Annotated in this window: 10 protein-coding genes and 1 pseudogene; 5 read left to right on the top strand and 6 right to left on the bottom strand. The window is 69.3% G+C overall.

What is annotated here, in order from left to right; genetic code table 11:
* Nucleotides 1-565 (top strand): annotated as a pseudogene (locus PHQ87_RS02110) (peptidase M48); the annotation flags it as partial.
* Here PHQ87_RS02110 and PHQ87_RS02105 read toward each other — a convergent pair.
* Together PHQ87_RS02105 and PHQ87_RS02100 are read right to left on the bottom strand one after the other, a co-directional pair.
* On the bottom strand, nucleotides 548-898 hold the full coding sequence (locus tag PHQ87_RS02105) for a phage holin family protein (RefSeq protein WP_300230706.1): 351 nt from the start codon (nucleotides 896-898) through the stop codon (nucleotides 548-550). The pseudogene PHQ87_RS02110 and the gene PHQ87_RS02105 overlap by 18 nt on opposite strands.
* A 92-nt stretch (nucleotides 899-990) precedes the next feature.
* Nucleotides 991-1,755, bottom strand: coding sequence for a TerC family protein (locus tag PHQ87_RS02100; RefSeq protein WP_300230704.1), 765 nt, complete (start codon nucleotides 1,753-1,755; stop codon nucleotides 991-993).
* A gap of 368 nt (nucleotides 1,756-2,123) precedes the next feature.
* Between PHQ87_RS02100 and PHQ87_RS02095 the strand changes: the two genes are divergently transcribed.
* Complete coding sequence (locus PHQ87_RS02095; RefSeq protein ID WP_300230701.1) at nucleotides 2,124-2,528, top strand: DUF3717 domain-containing protein; 405 nt, start codon at nucleotides 2,124-2,126, stop codon at nucleotides 2,526-2,528.
* A 58-nt stretch (nucleotides 2,529-2,586) separates the two neighbouring features.
* Here the strand turns inward: PHQ87_RS02095 and PHQ87_RS02090 are convergent, their stop codons facing one another.
* Together PHQ87_RS02090 and purB are read right to left on the bottom strand one after the other, a co-directional pair.
* The gene (locus PHQ87_RS02090) at nucleotides 2,587-3,354 is read right to left on the bottom strand and encodes an MBL fold metallo-hydrolase (RefSeq protein WP_300230699.1); all 768 of its coding nucleotides are present in this window, start codon (nucleotides 3,352-3,354) and stop codon (nucleotides 2,587-2,589) included.
* Nucleotides 3,355-3,549: 195 nt separating this feature from the next.
* Nucleotides 3,550-4,953 (bottom strand): adenylosuccinate lyase, encoded by a 1,404-nt coding sequence (gene purB / locus PHQ87_RS02085; RefSeq protein ID WP_300230697.1) that lies wholly within the window; start codon nucleotides 4,951-4,953, stop codon nucleotides 3,550-3,552.
* Between the two features lie 105 nt (nucleotides 4,954-5,058).
* Here purB and PHQ87_RS02080 point away from each other — a divergent pair, with 105 nt between their 5' ends.
* Nucleotides 5,059-5,673, top strand: coding sequence for a glutathione S-transferase C-terminal domain-containing protein (locus PHQ87_RS02080; RefSeq protein WP_300230710.1), 615 nt, complete (start codon nucleotides 5,059-5,061; stop codon nucleotides 5,671-5,673).
* A gap of 289 nt (nucleotides 5,674-5,962) precedes the next feature.
* Here the strand turns inward: PHQ87_RS02080 and PHQ87_RS02075 are convergent, their stop codons facing one another.
* Entirely contained in the window at nucleotides 5,963-6,451 is a 489-nt protein-coding gene (locus PHQ87_RS02075) for a hypothetical protein (protein ID WP_300230708.1), read from the bottom strand.
* Nucleotides 6,452-6,582: 131 nt separating this feature from the next.
* Nucleotides 6,583-9,516, bottom strand: a complete 2,934-nt coding sequence (gene glnE, locus PHQ87_RS02070) for a bifunctional [glutamate--ammonia ligase]-adenylyl-L-tyrosine phosphorylase/[glutamate--ammonia-ligase] adenylyltransferase (protein ID WP_300230695.1) — start codon at nucleotides 9,514-9,516, stop codon at nucleotides 6,583-6,585.
* Nucleotides 9,517-9,533: 17 nt separating this feature from the next.
* Between glnE and PHQ87_RS02065 the strand changes: the two genes are divergently transcribed.
* Nucleotides 9,534-13,721 carry a YhdP family protein gene (locus tag PHQ87_RS02065; RefSeq protein ID WP_300230693.1) on the top strand — a complete coding sequence of 1,396 codons (4,188 nt, stop codon included), beginning with the start codon at nucleotides 9,534-9,536 and terminating at the stop codon, nucleotides 13,719-13,721.
* A gap of 63 nt (nucleotides 13,722-13,784) precedes the next feature.
* Nucleotides 13,785-14,591 (top strand): carbon-nitrogen hydrolase family protein, encoded by an 807-nt coding sequence (locus PHQ87_RS02060; protein ID WP_300230691.1) that lies wholly within the window; start codon nucleotides 13,785-13,787, stop codon nucleotides 14,589-14,591.
* Nucleotides 14,592-14,619 lie beyond the last annotated feature (28 nt).

Raw genomic sequence — 14,619 nt, 5'->3', positions numbered from 1 at the left:
GCTGTACGCCGCCGCCCTGTCGGCCTCGCGCCTGGGCCAGCACGGGCTGGCCGGGCAACTGGCTGCGCGCCTGGTCGCACGGGCCGGGTCGTCGGGGCAGCGCCCGGCCGAGTGGTTGCAACTGGAGGTGGGAAGCGCGGCCTTGCGCCAGCGCGCCGGTGACCAGCCCACACCCGAATGGCTGGTCTGGCGCGACCGGGCCCTGGCCGGCAGCCAGCGTGCCGGTGTGCTGCTGGGGGCACAGGCGGCGATGGTCAGCGGCGGGGCGAAGCCGGTGGCCGAACGCTTGCACGCCTGGGTGGTCGATCACCCGCGTGATGCGCTGGCCTGGCAGTTGCTGTCGGGTGCGGAACTGGCCTTGGGCCGGAAGCTGCGCGGCATCCGTGCCGACGGCGAGGCGCGGGCCGCGCAATTCGACTGGAGCGGTGCGCTGGAGCGCTTCCGCGCGGCGCAGGCCTTGCCGCCGGCCGACCGCTCGGCCGATCCGATGGAGCTGGCCATCGTCGATGCGCGCGCGCGCCAGATGGAGCAGCGCGTGCGGGAAGAATCAGCGCGAAAGCAGTGACTGCATGGCCATGCTGATCACCAGCATCAGGGCCGAGTAGATCAGCGAGCCCAGCAGCGCGGTCCAGAAGCCGCTCACCTGGAAGCCGGCCAGGATGGAGCCGGCCGCCCAGAACATCAGCGCATTGATCACGAACAGGAACAGGCCCAGCGTGACGATGGTGACCGGCAGGGTCAGAATCACGAGGATGGGCCGGACCAGCACGTTGAGCAGGCCGATCACGGCGGCGGCGATCATGGCCGAGCCGAACCCTTGCACGTGCACGCCCGGCAGGAAGTTGGCCACCAGCAGCAGGGCGCATGCGGCAAGCAGCCAGGTCAGGATCAGTTTCATGATGCCAGCATAGCATTGCCCAACCCGTCCCGGGGGTGGGCGTGCGCCAGCGCGGGACGACGGCGATTGCCGTCAGCCGCGCGGGCGGTGCTTCAGGCGGCCTCTTCGGCGCTCTGCGGCTTGCGCGAGGCGGCCCACTTGCCCAGGGCCAGCACCAGCAGCGCACCGGCGATATGGGCCGTCCAGTACAGCGTGCCGGAGATGACGGCTTCGCCCTTGTCGTTGAGGGTGCCGAGCTTGGGCGCCCAGGTCCACTGGTCGGGGTTCACGAAGGCCGGGTCGGTCACCAGCATGCCGCCCGCGATCCAGCCCAGCAGCATGCCGCCCAGGGTGATGATGACCGGAAAGCGCGCCATCAGTTTGATGACCAGTTGCGAGCCCCAGACGATGATCGGGATCGAGATCAGCAGGCCCATGACCACGAGGATCAGCGAGTGGTCCTGGCCGGCGTTCTGGGCCGCGCCGGCGATGGCGATCACGTTGTCCACGCTCATCACGAGGTCAGCCACGATGATGGTCTTGATGGCCGCCAGCAGCTTGTCGCTGCCCTGGATGTTGCCATGCTCCTCTTCATCGGGGGCCAGCAGCTTGACACCGATCCACACCAGCAGCAGCGCGCCGACGAACTTCAGGAACGGGATGTTCAGCAGCGTCATCGCGAAGGCGATGAGGATGACGCGCAGGATGATGGCGCCGGCGGTCCCCCAGATGATGCCCTTGGTGCGCTGGGCCGGTGGCAGTCGGCGGCAGGCCAGCGCGATCACGACCGCGTTGTCGCCACCGAGCAGGATGTCGATGACGATGATCTGCCCCAGCGCGATCCAGAAGGGGGCATGCATGAAAAATTCCAAATCCATGTGGTCCTCGTTGCTTCTTTGATGGTGCCGCCGGTCGCGGCACCACGGTTGGCCCGTGCAGCGGTGCAGGCACGCGGAACCCCCTTGAACGATGCATCGATCGAAGGGGCATGCGCAGCCTGACACCGGCCACGGCCGGTCTGTCAAAGGTCTTGCTCGACCCGCCGGTGCGGCGGGCCCGGATCGCCGGAGGCCAGGCAAGGCCCCGTGGTGACGACGAACCGGACGGTCGGGGGATGACCGTTGAGCTACTCCCCTTCGAAGCGCCGATTGTAGGCGGGCCGCCAAGGCCGCGGCACACCGCTCGGGTAAGGGGTTCCCACAAGTGGCCCCCCGGTGCCTCAGGGGGTGGCTATGATGCGCGTCTCATGGCCGGCATCCATATCACCGACATCGAGGCATCCATCAATTACTGGCGTGAGCGCTCACTCCCTTCAGATGGCTTGTCTTTGAACGCGGAATTGCGTGCACTGGCCGAGGTGTACGCCCTCATGGCCTGGCGGCGCGACGACGAGGTCGACGAGGACCGGATGCCGGCGGCGGCGCGCCGCGCCTGGCAGGTCTGGTACGAGACGACCCCCGATACACCGTGTATCGCGATCTGCTCGACCAGCCAGGGCGACGATGTGTGCAAGGGCTGCGGGCGCAGCTTCGAGGAGGTGCAGCGCTGGCCGGCCATGTCCCCGGGTGAAAAACGCGCCGTCTGGCGTCGCATCACCCTCGAGGCCAGTGCCTGGCGCTTCAACCGCTACGCCGAGCGCGCGGTCGAATGACCACGGCGCCTGAAGACGAGGCTCCTGCGGCGTCGGGCCACCCCGGGCCCCGCGACCTTTACCCGGGAACGGTGTAGTTGGCCTGTGTCAGGCCGTCGATGCCGCACTCGATGGTGCCGATCCAGTCGATGAACTCCGGCACCGCCTTGCCGGCCAGCGGGGCGCCGTGCTGCGGCACGATCATCTGGATCGGCAGCGTGCGCGCCATGTTGGCCCACAGGCGCAGCACCTTCTGCGACACCATGTAACGGCGGTGGAAGGCCTCCATGCGGGGCAGGTGTGGCCTGAGGTCGGTGATCGGCTTGGCCGCATCGGACGACGTGCCGATCGACACACCCAGGTCGCCCGAGAACAGGATGCGGCTGACCGGATCCCAGAACTGGAAATTGCCCTCGGAGTGCATGAAGTGGGCCGGCAGCGCGATGATCTCGCTGCGACCCAGCGGGATGCGCATCCCGGGGTCGGGGATGCCGACGATGCGCCCCGCCGTCTTGCCCGGCTTGCAGAAATGCGGCGCGAAACGCTCCCACAGGCGCGAGATGTAGAGCTTGGCCTGGGTGCTGGTCATCCAGCGGTCGAGCGAGGCGATGATGTCCGGGTCGGCGTGCGAGGCCAGGATTTCGGTCAGCTTGTTGGGCTGGAAATAGCGGCCGATGGTCAGCAGCAGCTCGTTGTAGGCGACATTGCCGCCCGGGTCGATGATCGCCCCCTGTTGCTGGTCGATGACGAGGAACTGGTTGGCCTGCACAGCCTCGCCGCCTTCATCGCTGAGATGGGCGAACATCAGGCACACATGGCCATTTTTGTTGTACAGCTCGATGGCCATGACTGGCTACTCCGGCAAATAGGTGAACCACCCCTGCGGTCGGGGAGGATGGTCAAGAGGGGCAGAGACGGATGTGCAGAGGCGCCTGCGCGCGGGCAACCTATCCGGTCGACCCGCCGTGGCGATGAAGACGACTATGTCATACAAACGGCGGGCGACCGAACCGCTGGCGCGGCAGGAAAGACCGTTCATGCGTCAGGCGCGCTGCGCCAGTTCGGCAGCCTTGCCCACGTAGCTGGCCGGGGTCAGGGCCAGCAGGCGCTCCTTCTCGGCCGAGGGGATCTCCAGACTGCGGATGAGGGCATGCAGCGCCTCGGCGGTCACGGTCTTGCCGCGCGTGACTTCCTTGAGCTTTTCGTAGGCGCCGGGCACACCAAAACGGCGCATCACGGTCTGGATGGGCTCGGCCAGCACTTCCCACGAGGCATCGAGGTCGGCCGCCAGCGCTTCCTCGTTGAGCTCCAGCTTGTTCAGCCCGGTCATCAGCGAGTGGTAGGCCAGCACCGCGTAGCCCATGGCGACGCCCATGTTGCGCAGCACGGTCGAATCCGTCAGGTCGCGCTGCCAGCGGCTGATGGGCAACTTCTCGCTCAGGTGCCTGAGCAGCGCATTGGCCAGGCCCAGGTTGCCCTCGGCGTTTTCGAAGTCGATCGGATTGACCTTGTGGGGCATGGTGCTGGAGCCGATCTCGCCGGCCTTGAGCTTCTGCTTGAAGTAGCCCAGGCTGACATAGCCCCAGATGTCGCGCGCCAGGTCGATCAGGATGGTGTTGGCGCGCGCCATGGCGTCGAACAGTTCGGCCATGTAGTCGTGCGGCTCGATCTGGATCGAATACGGCTGGAAGGTCAGGCCCAGGCCCAGGGGCTCCGGGGTTTCGACGACCTTGCGGCTGAAGGCCTCCCAGTCGAAGTCGGGCCAGGCGGACAGGTGCGCGTTGTAGTTGCCCACGGCACCGTTCATCTTGCCCATGAGGGGGACGGCGGCGATGCGCTCGCGCGCGCCGGCCAGGCGCACCACCACGTTGGCCAGCTCCTTGCCCACGGTGGTGGGGCTGGCGGTCTGGCCGTGGGTGCGGCTGAGCATGGGTACCCCGGCGTAGGCGTGCGCCATGGCACGCAGCTTGTCGATGATCTGGTCCAGTGCCGGCAGCAGCACCTGGTCGCGCCCGCCCTTGAGCTGCAGCGCGTGGCTGGTGTTGTTGATGTCCTCGCTGGTGCAGGCGAAGTGCACGAACTCGGCCGCCTTTTCCAGCTCGGGACGGGCCTCGAACCTGGACTTGATCCAGTACTCGACCGCCTTGACGTCGTGGTTGGTGGTCTTCTCGATCTCCTTGATCGCGGCCGCATCGGCTTCGCTGAAATTCTTGACCAGGCCCAGCAGGTAGGTGCGCGCGCCCGGGGTCAGGGGAGCGAACTCGGCGAAACCGGCGTCGGACAGGGCGATGAACCAGGCGATCTCGACCTGCACGCGACGGTGCATGTAGCCCTGTTCACTCATGAAGGGCCGCAGCGCGGCGAGGCGGCCGGCGTAGCGGCCGTCGAGCGGTGACAGGGCGGAAATCGGTGACAGGGCGGGGGCAGCAGGGGCGTTCGGTTTCATCCCCCGATTGTAGAAGTGCGGGCCGCCGGGCGGTGCATCCGAGCGGCGACGAAATCCGGGGCGGGCCGCTAGAATCGTGGGCCCACATTCTGTCGATCTATGACCATGAAACTCATCGGCGCCATCACCAGCCCCTACGTGCGCAAGGTGCGCATCGTGATGGCCGAGAAAAAGCTGGATTACCAGTTCATCCAGGAGGATGTCTGGTCCCACGACACGCGGATCATGGAGTCGAACCCGCTGGGCAAGGTGCCGTGCCTGGTGATGGAGGGCGCCGACGCGATGTTCGATTCCCGGGTGATCGTCGAATACCTCGACACCCTTTCACCGGTGGGCAAGCTCATTCCCCCCTCGGGCCGTGAGCGTGCCGAGGTCAAGACCTGGGAGGCGCTGGCCGACGGGCTGCTGGATGCGGCCGTGCTGGCGCGCCTGGAACTGACCTGGCCCGGCCGGGCCGAGGGCGAGCGCAGCCAGGCCTGGGTGGACCGGCAGATGGGCAAGATCGAAGCGGCCCTGAAGGCCATGGGGCAGGGCCTGGGCGACAAGCCTTTTTGCTCGGGCATTCACCTGAGCCTGTCGGATATTGCCGTGGGCTGCGCACTGGCCTATCTGGACTTCCGCTTTCCCGCGCTGGACTGGCGCACCCCCTACCCGAACCTGGCCCGGCTGGCCGACAAGCTGGCCTTGCGCCAGAGCTTCGTCGATACGCAGCCAGCATAAGGTCCCCGGGCGCCGCTGCGCGGCGCTTGCCTCCACGGGCGGCTGACCGCCGGCTTCATGGCGCCGCCGCACGACGGGGGTGAATAAAAGAGCCTGCGAAGCGCCCCGAGACGAAGGAGGGAGGGAGGGAGGAGGAGGAGAAACGCCTCAGGATTGCATCCGGCCTGGTGGCCGGAAGGCTTCGCAGTGCAAAAAACTCGTCCAGCGACGCCGCTGCCGGCGCCCCTGTACTGACATGGAGGGTGGCACCGCGCGAAAAGTTCCGCGCCGTCTGTCAGAAACCGGTCGATCAGACGCCGGTGGCCATCGTGCGGTGTCGCCGGCGCCGCCACAGGTGGCCCAGGCCGAAGGCGCCGCATGCCAGCGCCAGCCCCCAGAAAACACCGGTCAGGTCGGCCGCGAGCACCACCGACATCTCGCTGGCGTTGTCCCAGACGACGGGCCGGTGCCAGGCCCGGGCAATGGTCAGCTTGGCGGCCAGGCCCGCCGCCAGCATCAGGCCCCAGCGCCGTGCCTTGTCCACCCGCACACGCTGCAAGACCAGCTCGACCGCCATGACGGTGGCGCCGGCGTGCAGCACACCCGACAGGCCCGTGGCATGGCCGATCTGTGGCCACAGCAGCAGCGACAGTTGCGACAGCGGCCAGGCCAGGAACCAGGCCAGGGTGGCGGCGCGCGTGGGCCGCAGCACCCAGGCCAGCGCGGTGAGCACGCCCAGTGCCACCTGGTTGACGATCAGGTGCGGTGTGTTGCGATGGACCCAGGTGCTGGTCCACAGGGTCCAGGGGTGATCGACCCAGGTGTCGGCGTGCTAGGTCAGGGCGTCCTGGGCGCTGATCCGGGCCCACCACAGCAGCACGCTGGCCACGCCGTGGATGGCGCACAGCAGCAGCCAGGTGCGCGATCCCCTCATGCGGCCACGGGGGTTTCGCTGCCCAGGACGTGCCGCCAGACGGCCAGGATCGGGGCCGCCAGAGCCTTGGCTTCGTCGGCCGGCAACTGTGGCGGAACTTCGTCCAGCCGTGCGCGGTGCTGGAGGCGCCGCAGTTCGCGGTAGGCGTCGCCAGCGGCGCGCCCCATGCCGGCTGGCAGCAGGCCGACCTCCTCGGCGTGGCGCAGCAGCGTGATGTTGCCCAGATTGCCGCGCAGCGAGGGGTGTTTGCGTGAATGGGCCAGCACCAGGTACTGCACCGCGAACTCGGCATCGACCATGCCGCCGGCGCCGTGCTTGACGTCGAACAGGTCGCCATGCGCGGGATGCGCCGCGCGCACCCGCTCGCGCATCGAGCGGATCTCCTGCGCCAGCGCGGGCAGGTCGCGCTCGGCCGTGATCACCGCCTCGCGCACCGCCTCGAAGCGCGCAGCCAGATCCACCGTCGGGGGTGTGGGGCCAGCCCCCTCGGGGAGCGTGGGGGCGATCACGCAACGGGCGCGCGTCATGGCCTGGTGCTCCCAGGTCCAGGCGGTGTTGCTGCCACGGCCGCGCTGGTAGTTCTCGAACGCGGTGAAGCTGGTCACCAGCAGGCCCGAGTTGCCATTGGGGCGCAGCGCGGTATCGATCTCGAACAGGTCGCCCTCGCCGGTCTTGACCGTGAGCCAGTTGATCATCTTGCGCACGAAGGCGGCGTAGATCTCGGGGGCACTCTCGTGCTCGTCGTCGTAGACGAAGACGATGTCCAGGTCGCTGCCGTAGCCCAGCTCCTTGCCGCCGAGCTTGCCGTAGCCGATGATTGCCAGCGACGGCTCGTCGCGGTGGCGGTTCTTCAGTCGCTGCCAGCACCAGCGCGCGGTCACGCGCAGCACGGCGTCGGCCAGGGCCGAGAGGTCGTCGGCCACCTGCTCCACGGTCAGCACGCCCTCGATGTCGCGCGCCAGGGTGCGGAAGACCTCGGCATGGTGGGCGCGGCGCAGCAGGTTGAGCAGTTCCTCCTCGCCGTCCTCGCCGGTGCGCTGCAGCGCGCGCAGGCGCGATTCGAGATCGGCCTCGAACTGGACGGGGTCGAAACGTTCGTCCAGCAACTGGCGGCTGGCCAGTTCGTCGATCACGCCGGGATGCTGCATCAGGTAGCGCGCCGGCCAGCGAGCGGCGCCGAGCAGGCGCAGCAGGCGTTCGTGCACCGCCGGGCGCTCCTGCAGCAGGGCCAGGTAGCTTTCGCGCCGCAACAGGGGTTCGATCCAGTCGGCCATGCGCAGGGCGGCCTGTTCGCTCACACGGCCCTGGGCGAGCCAGGCGCCGGTGCGCTCGACCAGCCGTGCCAGGCGCGTGCGGGCATCCTCGCGCAGGGCGCGCACGCGCGGGTGGTCTTGCCACTGCGCCACGCGGCTGGCAAAGGCTTCGGGCAGTCCGGGCAGAACGCTGCGCAGATCGTCGGCGCTGCCGCCGCGACCACCCTGGCAGCCCTTGCCCTGACAGCCGGTCTTGGTCGGGCCACCCAGCAGGATGTCGAACTCGTGCGCCACCGTTTCGCGGTGGGTGTCGAGCTCGCCGAGGAAGGCGCACAGATCCGGGTAGCCCATGGACGCGGCGATCCAGGCCAGGTCGTCGTCGCGCGTCGGGATCAGGTGCGTCTGCTGGTCGTCCAGGTACTGGATGCGGTGCTCGACACGGCGCAGGAAGATATAGGCCCGGGTCAGCGCCTCGGCCGTCTCCGCCGGCATCAGACCGGCCTTGCACAGCCGCTGCAGCGCGTCCAGCGTGGGCCGGGTGCGCAGTTCGGGGAACTGGCCACCCCGCACCACCTGCAGCAACTGCACGGTGAACTCGATCTCGCGGATGCCGCCGCGCGAGAGCTTGACGTCATTGGCACGCCCCGGATGGCCGGCGGCCCGTTTGGCGGCGTGATCGCGGATCTGCCGGTGCAGGGTGCGCAGCGACCCGAACACGTTGTAATCGAGGTAGCGGCGGAACACGAAGGGCAGCACCGGACCGCGCAGGGCGCTGGCGCTGCCGTCGGCGATGCAGGCGGCCGGTGCGATCACTCGGCTCTTGAGCCAGGCGAAGCGCTCCCATTCCCGCCCCTGCACCAGGAAATACTCCTCCAGCGCCCCCAGCGAGACCGCCGGCGGGCCCGAATTGCCGTTCGGCCGCAGTGCCAGGTCGACGCGAAACACCTGACCGTGTTCGGTGGTGTCGCCCACCGTCTGGTGGATGTGCCGCACGGCCTTGGCGAAGTATTCGTGGTTGCTGATGCGGTTGCGGCCTTGTGCGTTGCCGGCGGTTTCGCCCTCGTGGTCATAGACATAGATGAGGTCGATGTCGCTGGAGACGTTGAGCTCGCGGGCCCCCAGTTTGCCCATGCCGATCACCCACAACTGCGCCCGCCGGGCAGGCAACCCGGTGTCCGCCGGGCGTTGTGTTTCCTGCCTCGGATGGCCGGCCAGCGAGGGGGGGGCCTCCGGACCGTCGGCCTGCGCGGGCACGAGGGGGGCGCCATGGAGGTCGTCGAGTTCGGCAAAAGCCAGCGTGCAGGCCTCGTCCAGGGCGATCTCGGCCAGTTCGGTGACGGCGCGTGTGATGTCGGCCAATGGCGCCTGCTGCTCGCAGTCGAGCACCACCAGGCGCTCCATCACCAGTTGGCGCAGCACGCGCAGCGCGGACGGCACCGGCAGGCCCCTGTCGCGCAGGACCGTCAGCGCCTGGTGCATGGAGGCGCGCGTCGGCGGCCCGGGCGGCAGGCAGGCCAGCTCGCCCGCGTAGCGTCGGCGGATGCGTTGCACAAAGCGGGAATGGTCGGCACGGCCGTCGGCGGCGGACAACGTCGGGCGGGCATGGATCGCCGCGGCCACGCTGTCCGGGATCACCGGGGTGTCATCTTCGGAACCAGGGTGCTGGCAGGTCGTCATAATTTGCACCGGACAACATGAATGCACCCAAGCTGGCACTGGATGCCGAACCTCTGGCGCGTGGGATTCCCTCTCGCTTCCTCAAGATCGCTGCGACGGCAACCCGTGGCCTGCTGTGGCTGGTTGTGCTCGCGTGGTCGCTGTTCGTGCTGACCTGGGGGGCGCTTCACGTCTGGATTGTGCCCCGAATCGGCGAGTGGCGCCCCGAGCTCGAGCGCTGGGCCGGCGGCCAACTGGGGATTGCGGTGCAAGTCGGGGGCATCCACGCCGACCACGGCCGCGCATCGCCCTGGTTGCCGCAGGGGTTCTGGGGGCTGATGCCGACGGTGACCCTGCAGGACGTGCGCCTGTTCGACCCCGATGGTCGTGAAGCCTTGCGTTTGCCGCGCGTACAGGTCAGCCTGTCACCGTCCTCGGTCTGGCGCCGGGGCGTCGACCATGTGCTGGTCGACGGGCCCGTGCTGGACGTGCGACGCACGTCCGATGGCCGCATCGAGGTGGCCGGGCTGGACGTGACGGCGCAGCCGTCGTCCGACGGATCGGCGCTCGACTGGTTCTTTTCGCAGCGCGAGTTCATCATCCGCCAGGGCACGGTCCGCTGGACGGATGACCTGCGGGGCTTGCCGCCGCTGGCCCTGTCGGACGTGGCGCTGGTGGTGCGCAACCAGCGGCGCGTGCACGCGTTCCGGCTGGATGCCTCGCCGCCACCCGAGTCGGGCGGGCGGCTGAGCCTGCGCGGGCGGCTGCGCGAACCGTTGCTGGAGCTGGCCCAGCGCGAGCCCGGGCAGATGCCCTGGCACGACTGGCATGGCGAGTTGTATGCCGAATCGGCCGGGGTGGACGTGTCGACGCTGCGCCCCTATGTCGATCTGTCGCGCTGGCAGGTCGAGCTGCGTGCCGGACGGGGGGCACTGCGCGCGTGGGCCGACGTTGCCAAGGGGGCGGTGCGCGGCGTGCTGGCCGACCTCAGCCTGCAGGCGGTCGATGCGACGCTGGGCAAGGACCTGCCGCCGCTGGCGATCGACACCCTGGCGGGTCGCCTGGACCTGAGCTGGAGCGCGCAGGGTTTCGAGTTGCGCACCGACGACCTGCAATTCCGCACCACCGAGGGTGCGCTCTGGCCCGGCGGACAGGTGAGCGTGCAGCACCGCGTGGCGGCCGATGGCCCGGTGCTGCGTGGCGGCGTGCGGCCGGGCACCCGGGTGCGGGCCGACCAGATCGATCTGGAGGCGCTGGCCGCCGTGGCCAGCAGCCTGCCGCTGCCGGCCGAGCTGCACAGGCAGCTGGCGCGACTGCAACCCGAGGGGCGTATCGAGGGCTTGACCGCGGCCTGGCATCCCGCGGAGGGCGGTGCGGAAGACGGCACATTGACCTATGAAGCCAAGGGACGTGTGAAGGGCCTCACGCTGGCGGGCCAACCCAGTGGCCGCCGGTCGGAACACGGCGACTACCCGGTGCCGGGGCAGCCGGGTATCCGCAACGCCGATATCGAATTCGACGCCGATCACCGGGGCGGGCGGGCACGCATCGCGGTGCGCGACGGCGCCCTGGAATTGCCCGACGTGTTTGAGGATCCGGTCCTGACGCTGGACCGTTTCGATGCGCGCGCGCGCTGGACGGTGGCGGCCGGCGGGCGCATCGACGTGGTGCTCGACGAGGCGCACGTCGTCAATGCCGATGCCGAGGGCACGGCGACCGTGCGCTGGCACACGGCCGATCCGGCCACCAGCCCGGCGCGCTCGCGTTTTCCCGGCGTGCTGGACCTGAGTGCCAGGCTCACCCGTGCCGAGGCCACGCGGGTGCACCGCTACCTGCCGCTGACGGTGCCCGCCGACGTGCGCCACTACCTGCGCGAGGCGACGCTGGCGGGTCGCTCCCCGCAAGTCGATTTCCGCATCCAGGGTGACCTGTGGGACGCGCCGTTCGCGCAGGGGGCCGCCACCCGCGGAGAATTCCGCATCGCGGCGCAGTTGCGGGACATCGATTTCGACTATGTGCCACCCTACCTGCGCGGTCCCGGGGAGCCCGGCTGGCCGGCCCTCAAGGGCATGAATGGCCAGTTCGTGTACGACCGCGACACGCTGCACATCGCCGACCTGAAGGGCGGCGCCCTCGCGTTGCCGGGGCTGCGGCTGAGCCAGGGTCGTTTCGCGGTGGTCGGGCTGATGACCGATCCGGCGCTGGAAGTGGCCAGCCGGGTCGAGGGTCCGGCCGACGAGATGCTGGCGATCGTCCGCGACTCGCCACTGGACGCCATGACCAGCGGTGCGCTCGGCGAAGCCCGCGCCACGGGCCACGCCAGCGGCCAGTTCGAGCTGCGCATCCCGCTGGCGCGTCTGCACGAGACCACGGTCAAGGGCGTGGTGCAACTGGCGGGCAACGACGTGCACCTGGCACCCGCGGCGCCGGTGCTGGCACAGGCCGGCGGGCGCGTGACCTTCAGCGAGCAGGGTTTTGCCGTGGGCGGCGCCCATGCGCGGGTGTTCGGCGGCGAGCTGCGCTTCGAAGGTAGCATGCAAGCGCACGCGGAGGGCGGCTCGCGCATCCGCTTCGAGGGACAGGGCACGGCGTCGGCCGATGGCCTGCGCCACGGCGGGCTGGGCCCGGTCTCGCAGCTGTTCGCCAGGGCCCGTGGCAGTGCGGCCTACCATGTGCAGCTGGGCTTCCAGGCTGGCGTGCCCGAAATCACCGTGAGCAGCCAGTTGCAGGGCATGGCCGTGGACTTGCCAGCGCCCCTGGGCAAACCGGCGGATACCGCCATGCCCGTGCGCTTCGAGCAGCACGTGCAGGCCGTGCGCGAGGCGGGCGAAAGCGAGCAGGCACTGAGCGACCTGCTGCAACTGGAGGTCGGCCCGCCGCTGGCGCGCCTGCTGTCCCTGCGGTACGAGCGTGACATCACCGGTGCCGTGCCCCGCGTGCTGCGCGGCAGCATCGCCCTGGGGCTGCAAGGCGACGAATCCGTGATCGTGCCGGCGGCCGGTGTGCAGGCGAACCTGCGGCTGGACGAGCTGGACATCGATGCCTGGGAAGCGGCGCTGTCGTCGTCCGGGGCCGGTACACCGGGTGGCAGCAGCGATCAGGCCGGGGATGCGGGTCATCCGATGGACTACCTGCCCACCGTGGCGGCGCTGCGGGCCGACCGGGTGACGCAGGCCGGGCGCACCTTCCACGACGTGGTGATCGGGGGTGACCGGGTGGACGACCTGTGGCGCGCGAACATCTCGGCGCGCGAGTTCGACGGCTTCGTCGAATACCGCCAGCCCGCGGGCCGGTTTGCCGGCAATGTCTATGCCCGCCTGGCCCGGCTGGAGCTGACGCAGGCGGCCGCCAGCGACGTCGAGGAAATCCTGCAGCAGCCCAGCAGTCTGCCGGCGCTGGATCTGGCCGTCCAGGACTTCGTCCTCCATGGGCGGCCGCTGGGCCGGGTCGAGGTGGTGGCGGTCAATTCGCGCGGGCCGCAGCGTGCGCCGCAATGGCGCCTGAGCCGCCTGCTGGTGGCCGTGCCCGAGGCTCGGCTGAATGCGACCGGACAGTGGGCGCCGGCGGCGGGCGGCGAGCGCCGCGCTTCGCTCGACTTCCATCTGGACGTGCGCGACGCCGGCCAGTTGCTGGCACGCTTTGGCCGCGAGGGGGTGGTGCGCGGCGGTCAGGGGGTCATCGAGGGCAATATCGGCTGGGCGGGTTCGCCGTTCCGGCTCGACTACCCGTCGATGTCCGGCCAGTTGCACACCGAAGTCGGGACCGGCCAGTTTCTGCAGGTCGAGCCGGGTGCGGCCAAGTTGCTGGGCGTGCTGAGCCTGCAGGCCCTGCCGCGCCGCCTGGCGCTGGATTTCCGCGACGTGTTCTCGGCCGGTTTCTCCTTCGATTTCATCCGGGGTGACGCGGTCATCGACCAGGGCGTGCTGACCACCAACAACCTGCAGATGAAGGGGGTCAACGCCGCGGTGCTGATGGAGGGACAGGCGGACATCGGTCGCGAGACGCAGGACCTGAAGGTGGTGGTGGTGCCCGAAATCAACGCCGGTACGGCCGCACTGATCGCCACCGCCATCAACCCGGCGGTGGGACTGGGCACGTTCCTGGCCCAGTTCGTGCTGCGCCAGCCGCTGCAAAGTGCCGCCACCCAGCACTTCCACATCACCGGCAGCTGGGCGGACCCCAAGGTCGAGAAGGTGCCGGCCCCGGTGCCCGGGCAGGTGCCCTGAAGCCGGTGGTGCTGCGGTACGCTCGCCCTATCATTGCCGTTCCAGATCGAGGAGTCACCTGACATGAAAGTCGCCGCCATCCAGATGGTTTCGGGCATCAGCCTGGATGCCAACCTCAGCGAGGCATTGCGCCTGCTGCGCCAGGCGGCGCAGGCGGGTGCCGAGCTGGCCGTGTTGCCCGAGTACTTCTGTTTCATGGGGCACAAGGACGAGGACAAGCTGGTGCTGGCGGAGACGCCGGGCCTGGGCACGGTGCAGGACTTCCTCTCGGACGCTGCGCGTGACCTGAAGCTGTGGATCGTCGGCGGCACCCTGCCGATGGCAACCGACGATCCCGCGCACGCGGCCAATGCTTCGCTGACCTACACCCCCAAGGGGCACTGCGCCAGCCGCTACGACAAGATCCACCTGTTCCGCTACGACAACGGCCGCGAGCATTACGACGAGGCGGCCGTGCTGCGCGCCGGTGATACGCCCACCGGTTTCGAAATGACCGACCGCGAAGGCCGGCACTGGCGCGTCGGCCAGAGCATCTGCTACGACCTGCGCTTTGCCGAGCTGTATCGGGCGCTGGCGGCCGATATCCTGCTGGTGCCGGCGGCTTTCACCTTCACCACCGGCCAGGCCCATTGGGAGGTGCTGCTGCGCGCCCGTGCCATCGAGAACCAGGCCTTCGTCATCGCCAGCGCGCAGGGGGGCACGCATGAAAACGGGCGCCGTACCTGGGGCCACAGCATGGTGATCGATCCCTGGGGCGAGGTGCTGGCCATGCAGTCCAGTGGCCCCGGCGTGGTGCTCGCCGACATCGACATGGCCCGACTGCACAGCGTGCGCCAGCAACTGCCCTCGCTGCAACATCGCCGCCTGTGAGGTGCCGCTGAGCGCAGAGCCCGTTCCG

The sequence above is a fragment of the Hydrogenophaga sp. genome (genome assembly GCF_028698005.1).
In the GTDB taxonomy this organism is placed as follows: Bacteria; Pseudomonadota; Gammaproteobacteria; order Burkholderiales; family Burkholderiaceae_C; genus Hydrogenophaga.
The sequence above is the reverse complement of the archived record's forward strand: the minus strand, read 5'-3'. Positions and strand labels throughout refer to the sequence as shown.

What these genes read in the sequence shown, in the direction of transcription:
- PHQ87_RS02105 (WP_300230706.1), bottom strand. Translation starts at nt 898, where the DNA reads ATGAAACTGATCCTGACCTGGCTGCTTGCCGCATGCGCCCTGCTGCTG.
- PHQ87_RS02100 (WP_300230704.1), bottom strand. Translation starts at nt 1,755, where the DNA reads ATGGATTTGGAATTTTTCATGCATGCCCCCTTCTGGATCGCGCTGGGG.
- PHQ87_RS02095 (WP_300230701.1), top strand. Translation starts at nt 2,124, where the DNA reads ATGGCCGGCATCCATATCACCGACATCGAGGCATCCATCAATTACTGG.
- PHQ87_RS02090 (WP_300230699.1), bottom strand. Translation starts at nt 3,354, where the DNA reads ATGGCCATCGAGCTGTACAACAAAAATGGCCATGTGTGCCTGATGTTC.
- purB (WP_300230697.1), bottom strand. Translation starts at nt 4,953, where the DNA reads ATGAAACCGAACGCCCCTGCTGCCCCCGCCCTGTCACCGATTTCCGCC.
- PHQ87_RS02080 (WP_300230710.1), top strand. Translation starts at nt 5,059, where the DNA reads ATGAAACTCATCGGCGCCATCACCAGCCCCTACGTGCGCAAGGTGCGC.
- glnE (WP_300230695.1), bottom strand. Translation starts at nt 9,516, where the DNA reads ATGACGACCTGCCAGCACCCTGGTTCCGAAGATGACACCCCGGTGATC.
- PHQ87_RS02065 (WP_300230693.1), top strand. Translation starts at nt 9,534, where the DNA reads ATGAATGCACCCAAGCTGGCACTGGATGCCGAACCTCTGGCGCGTGGG.
- PHQ87_RS02060 (WP_300230691.1), top strand. Translation starts at nt 13,785, where the DNA reads ATGAAAGTCGCCGCCATCCAGATGGTTTCGGGCATCAGCCTGGATGCC.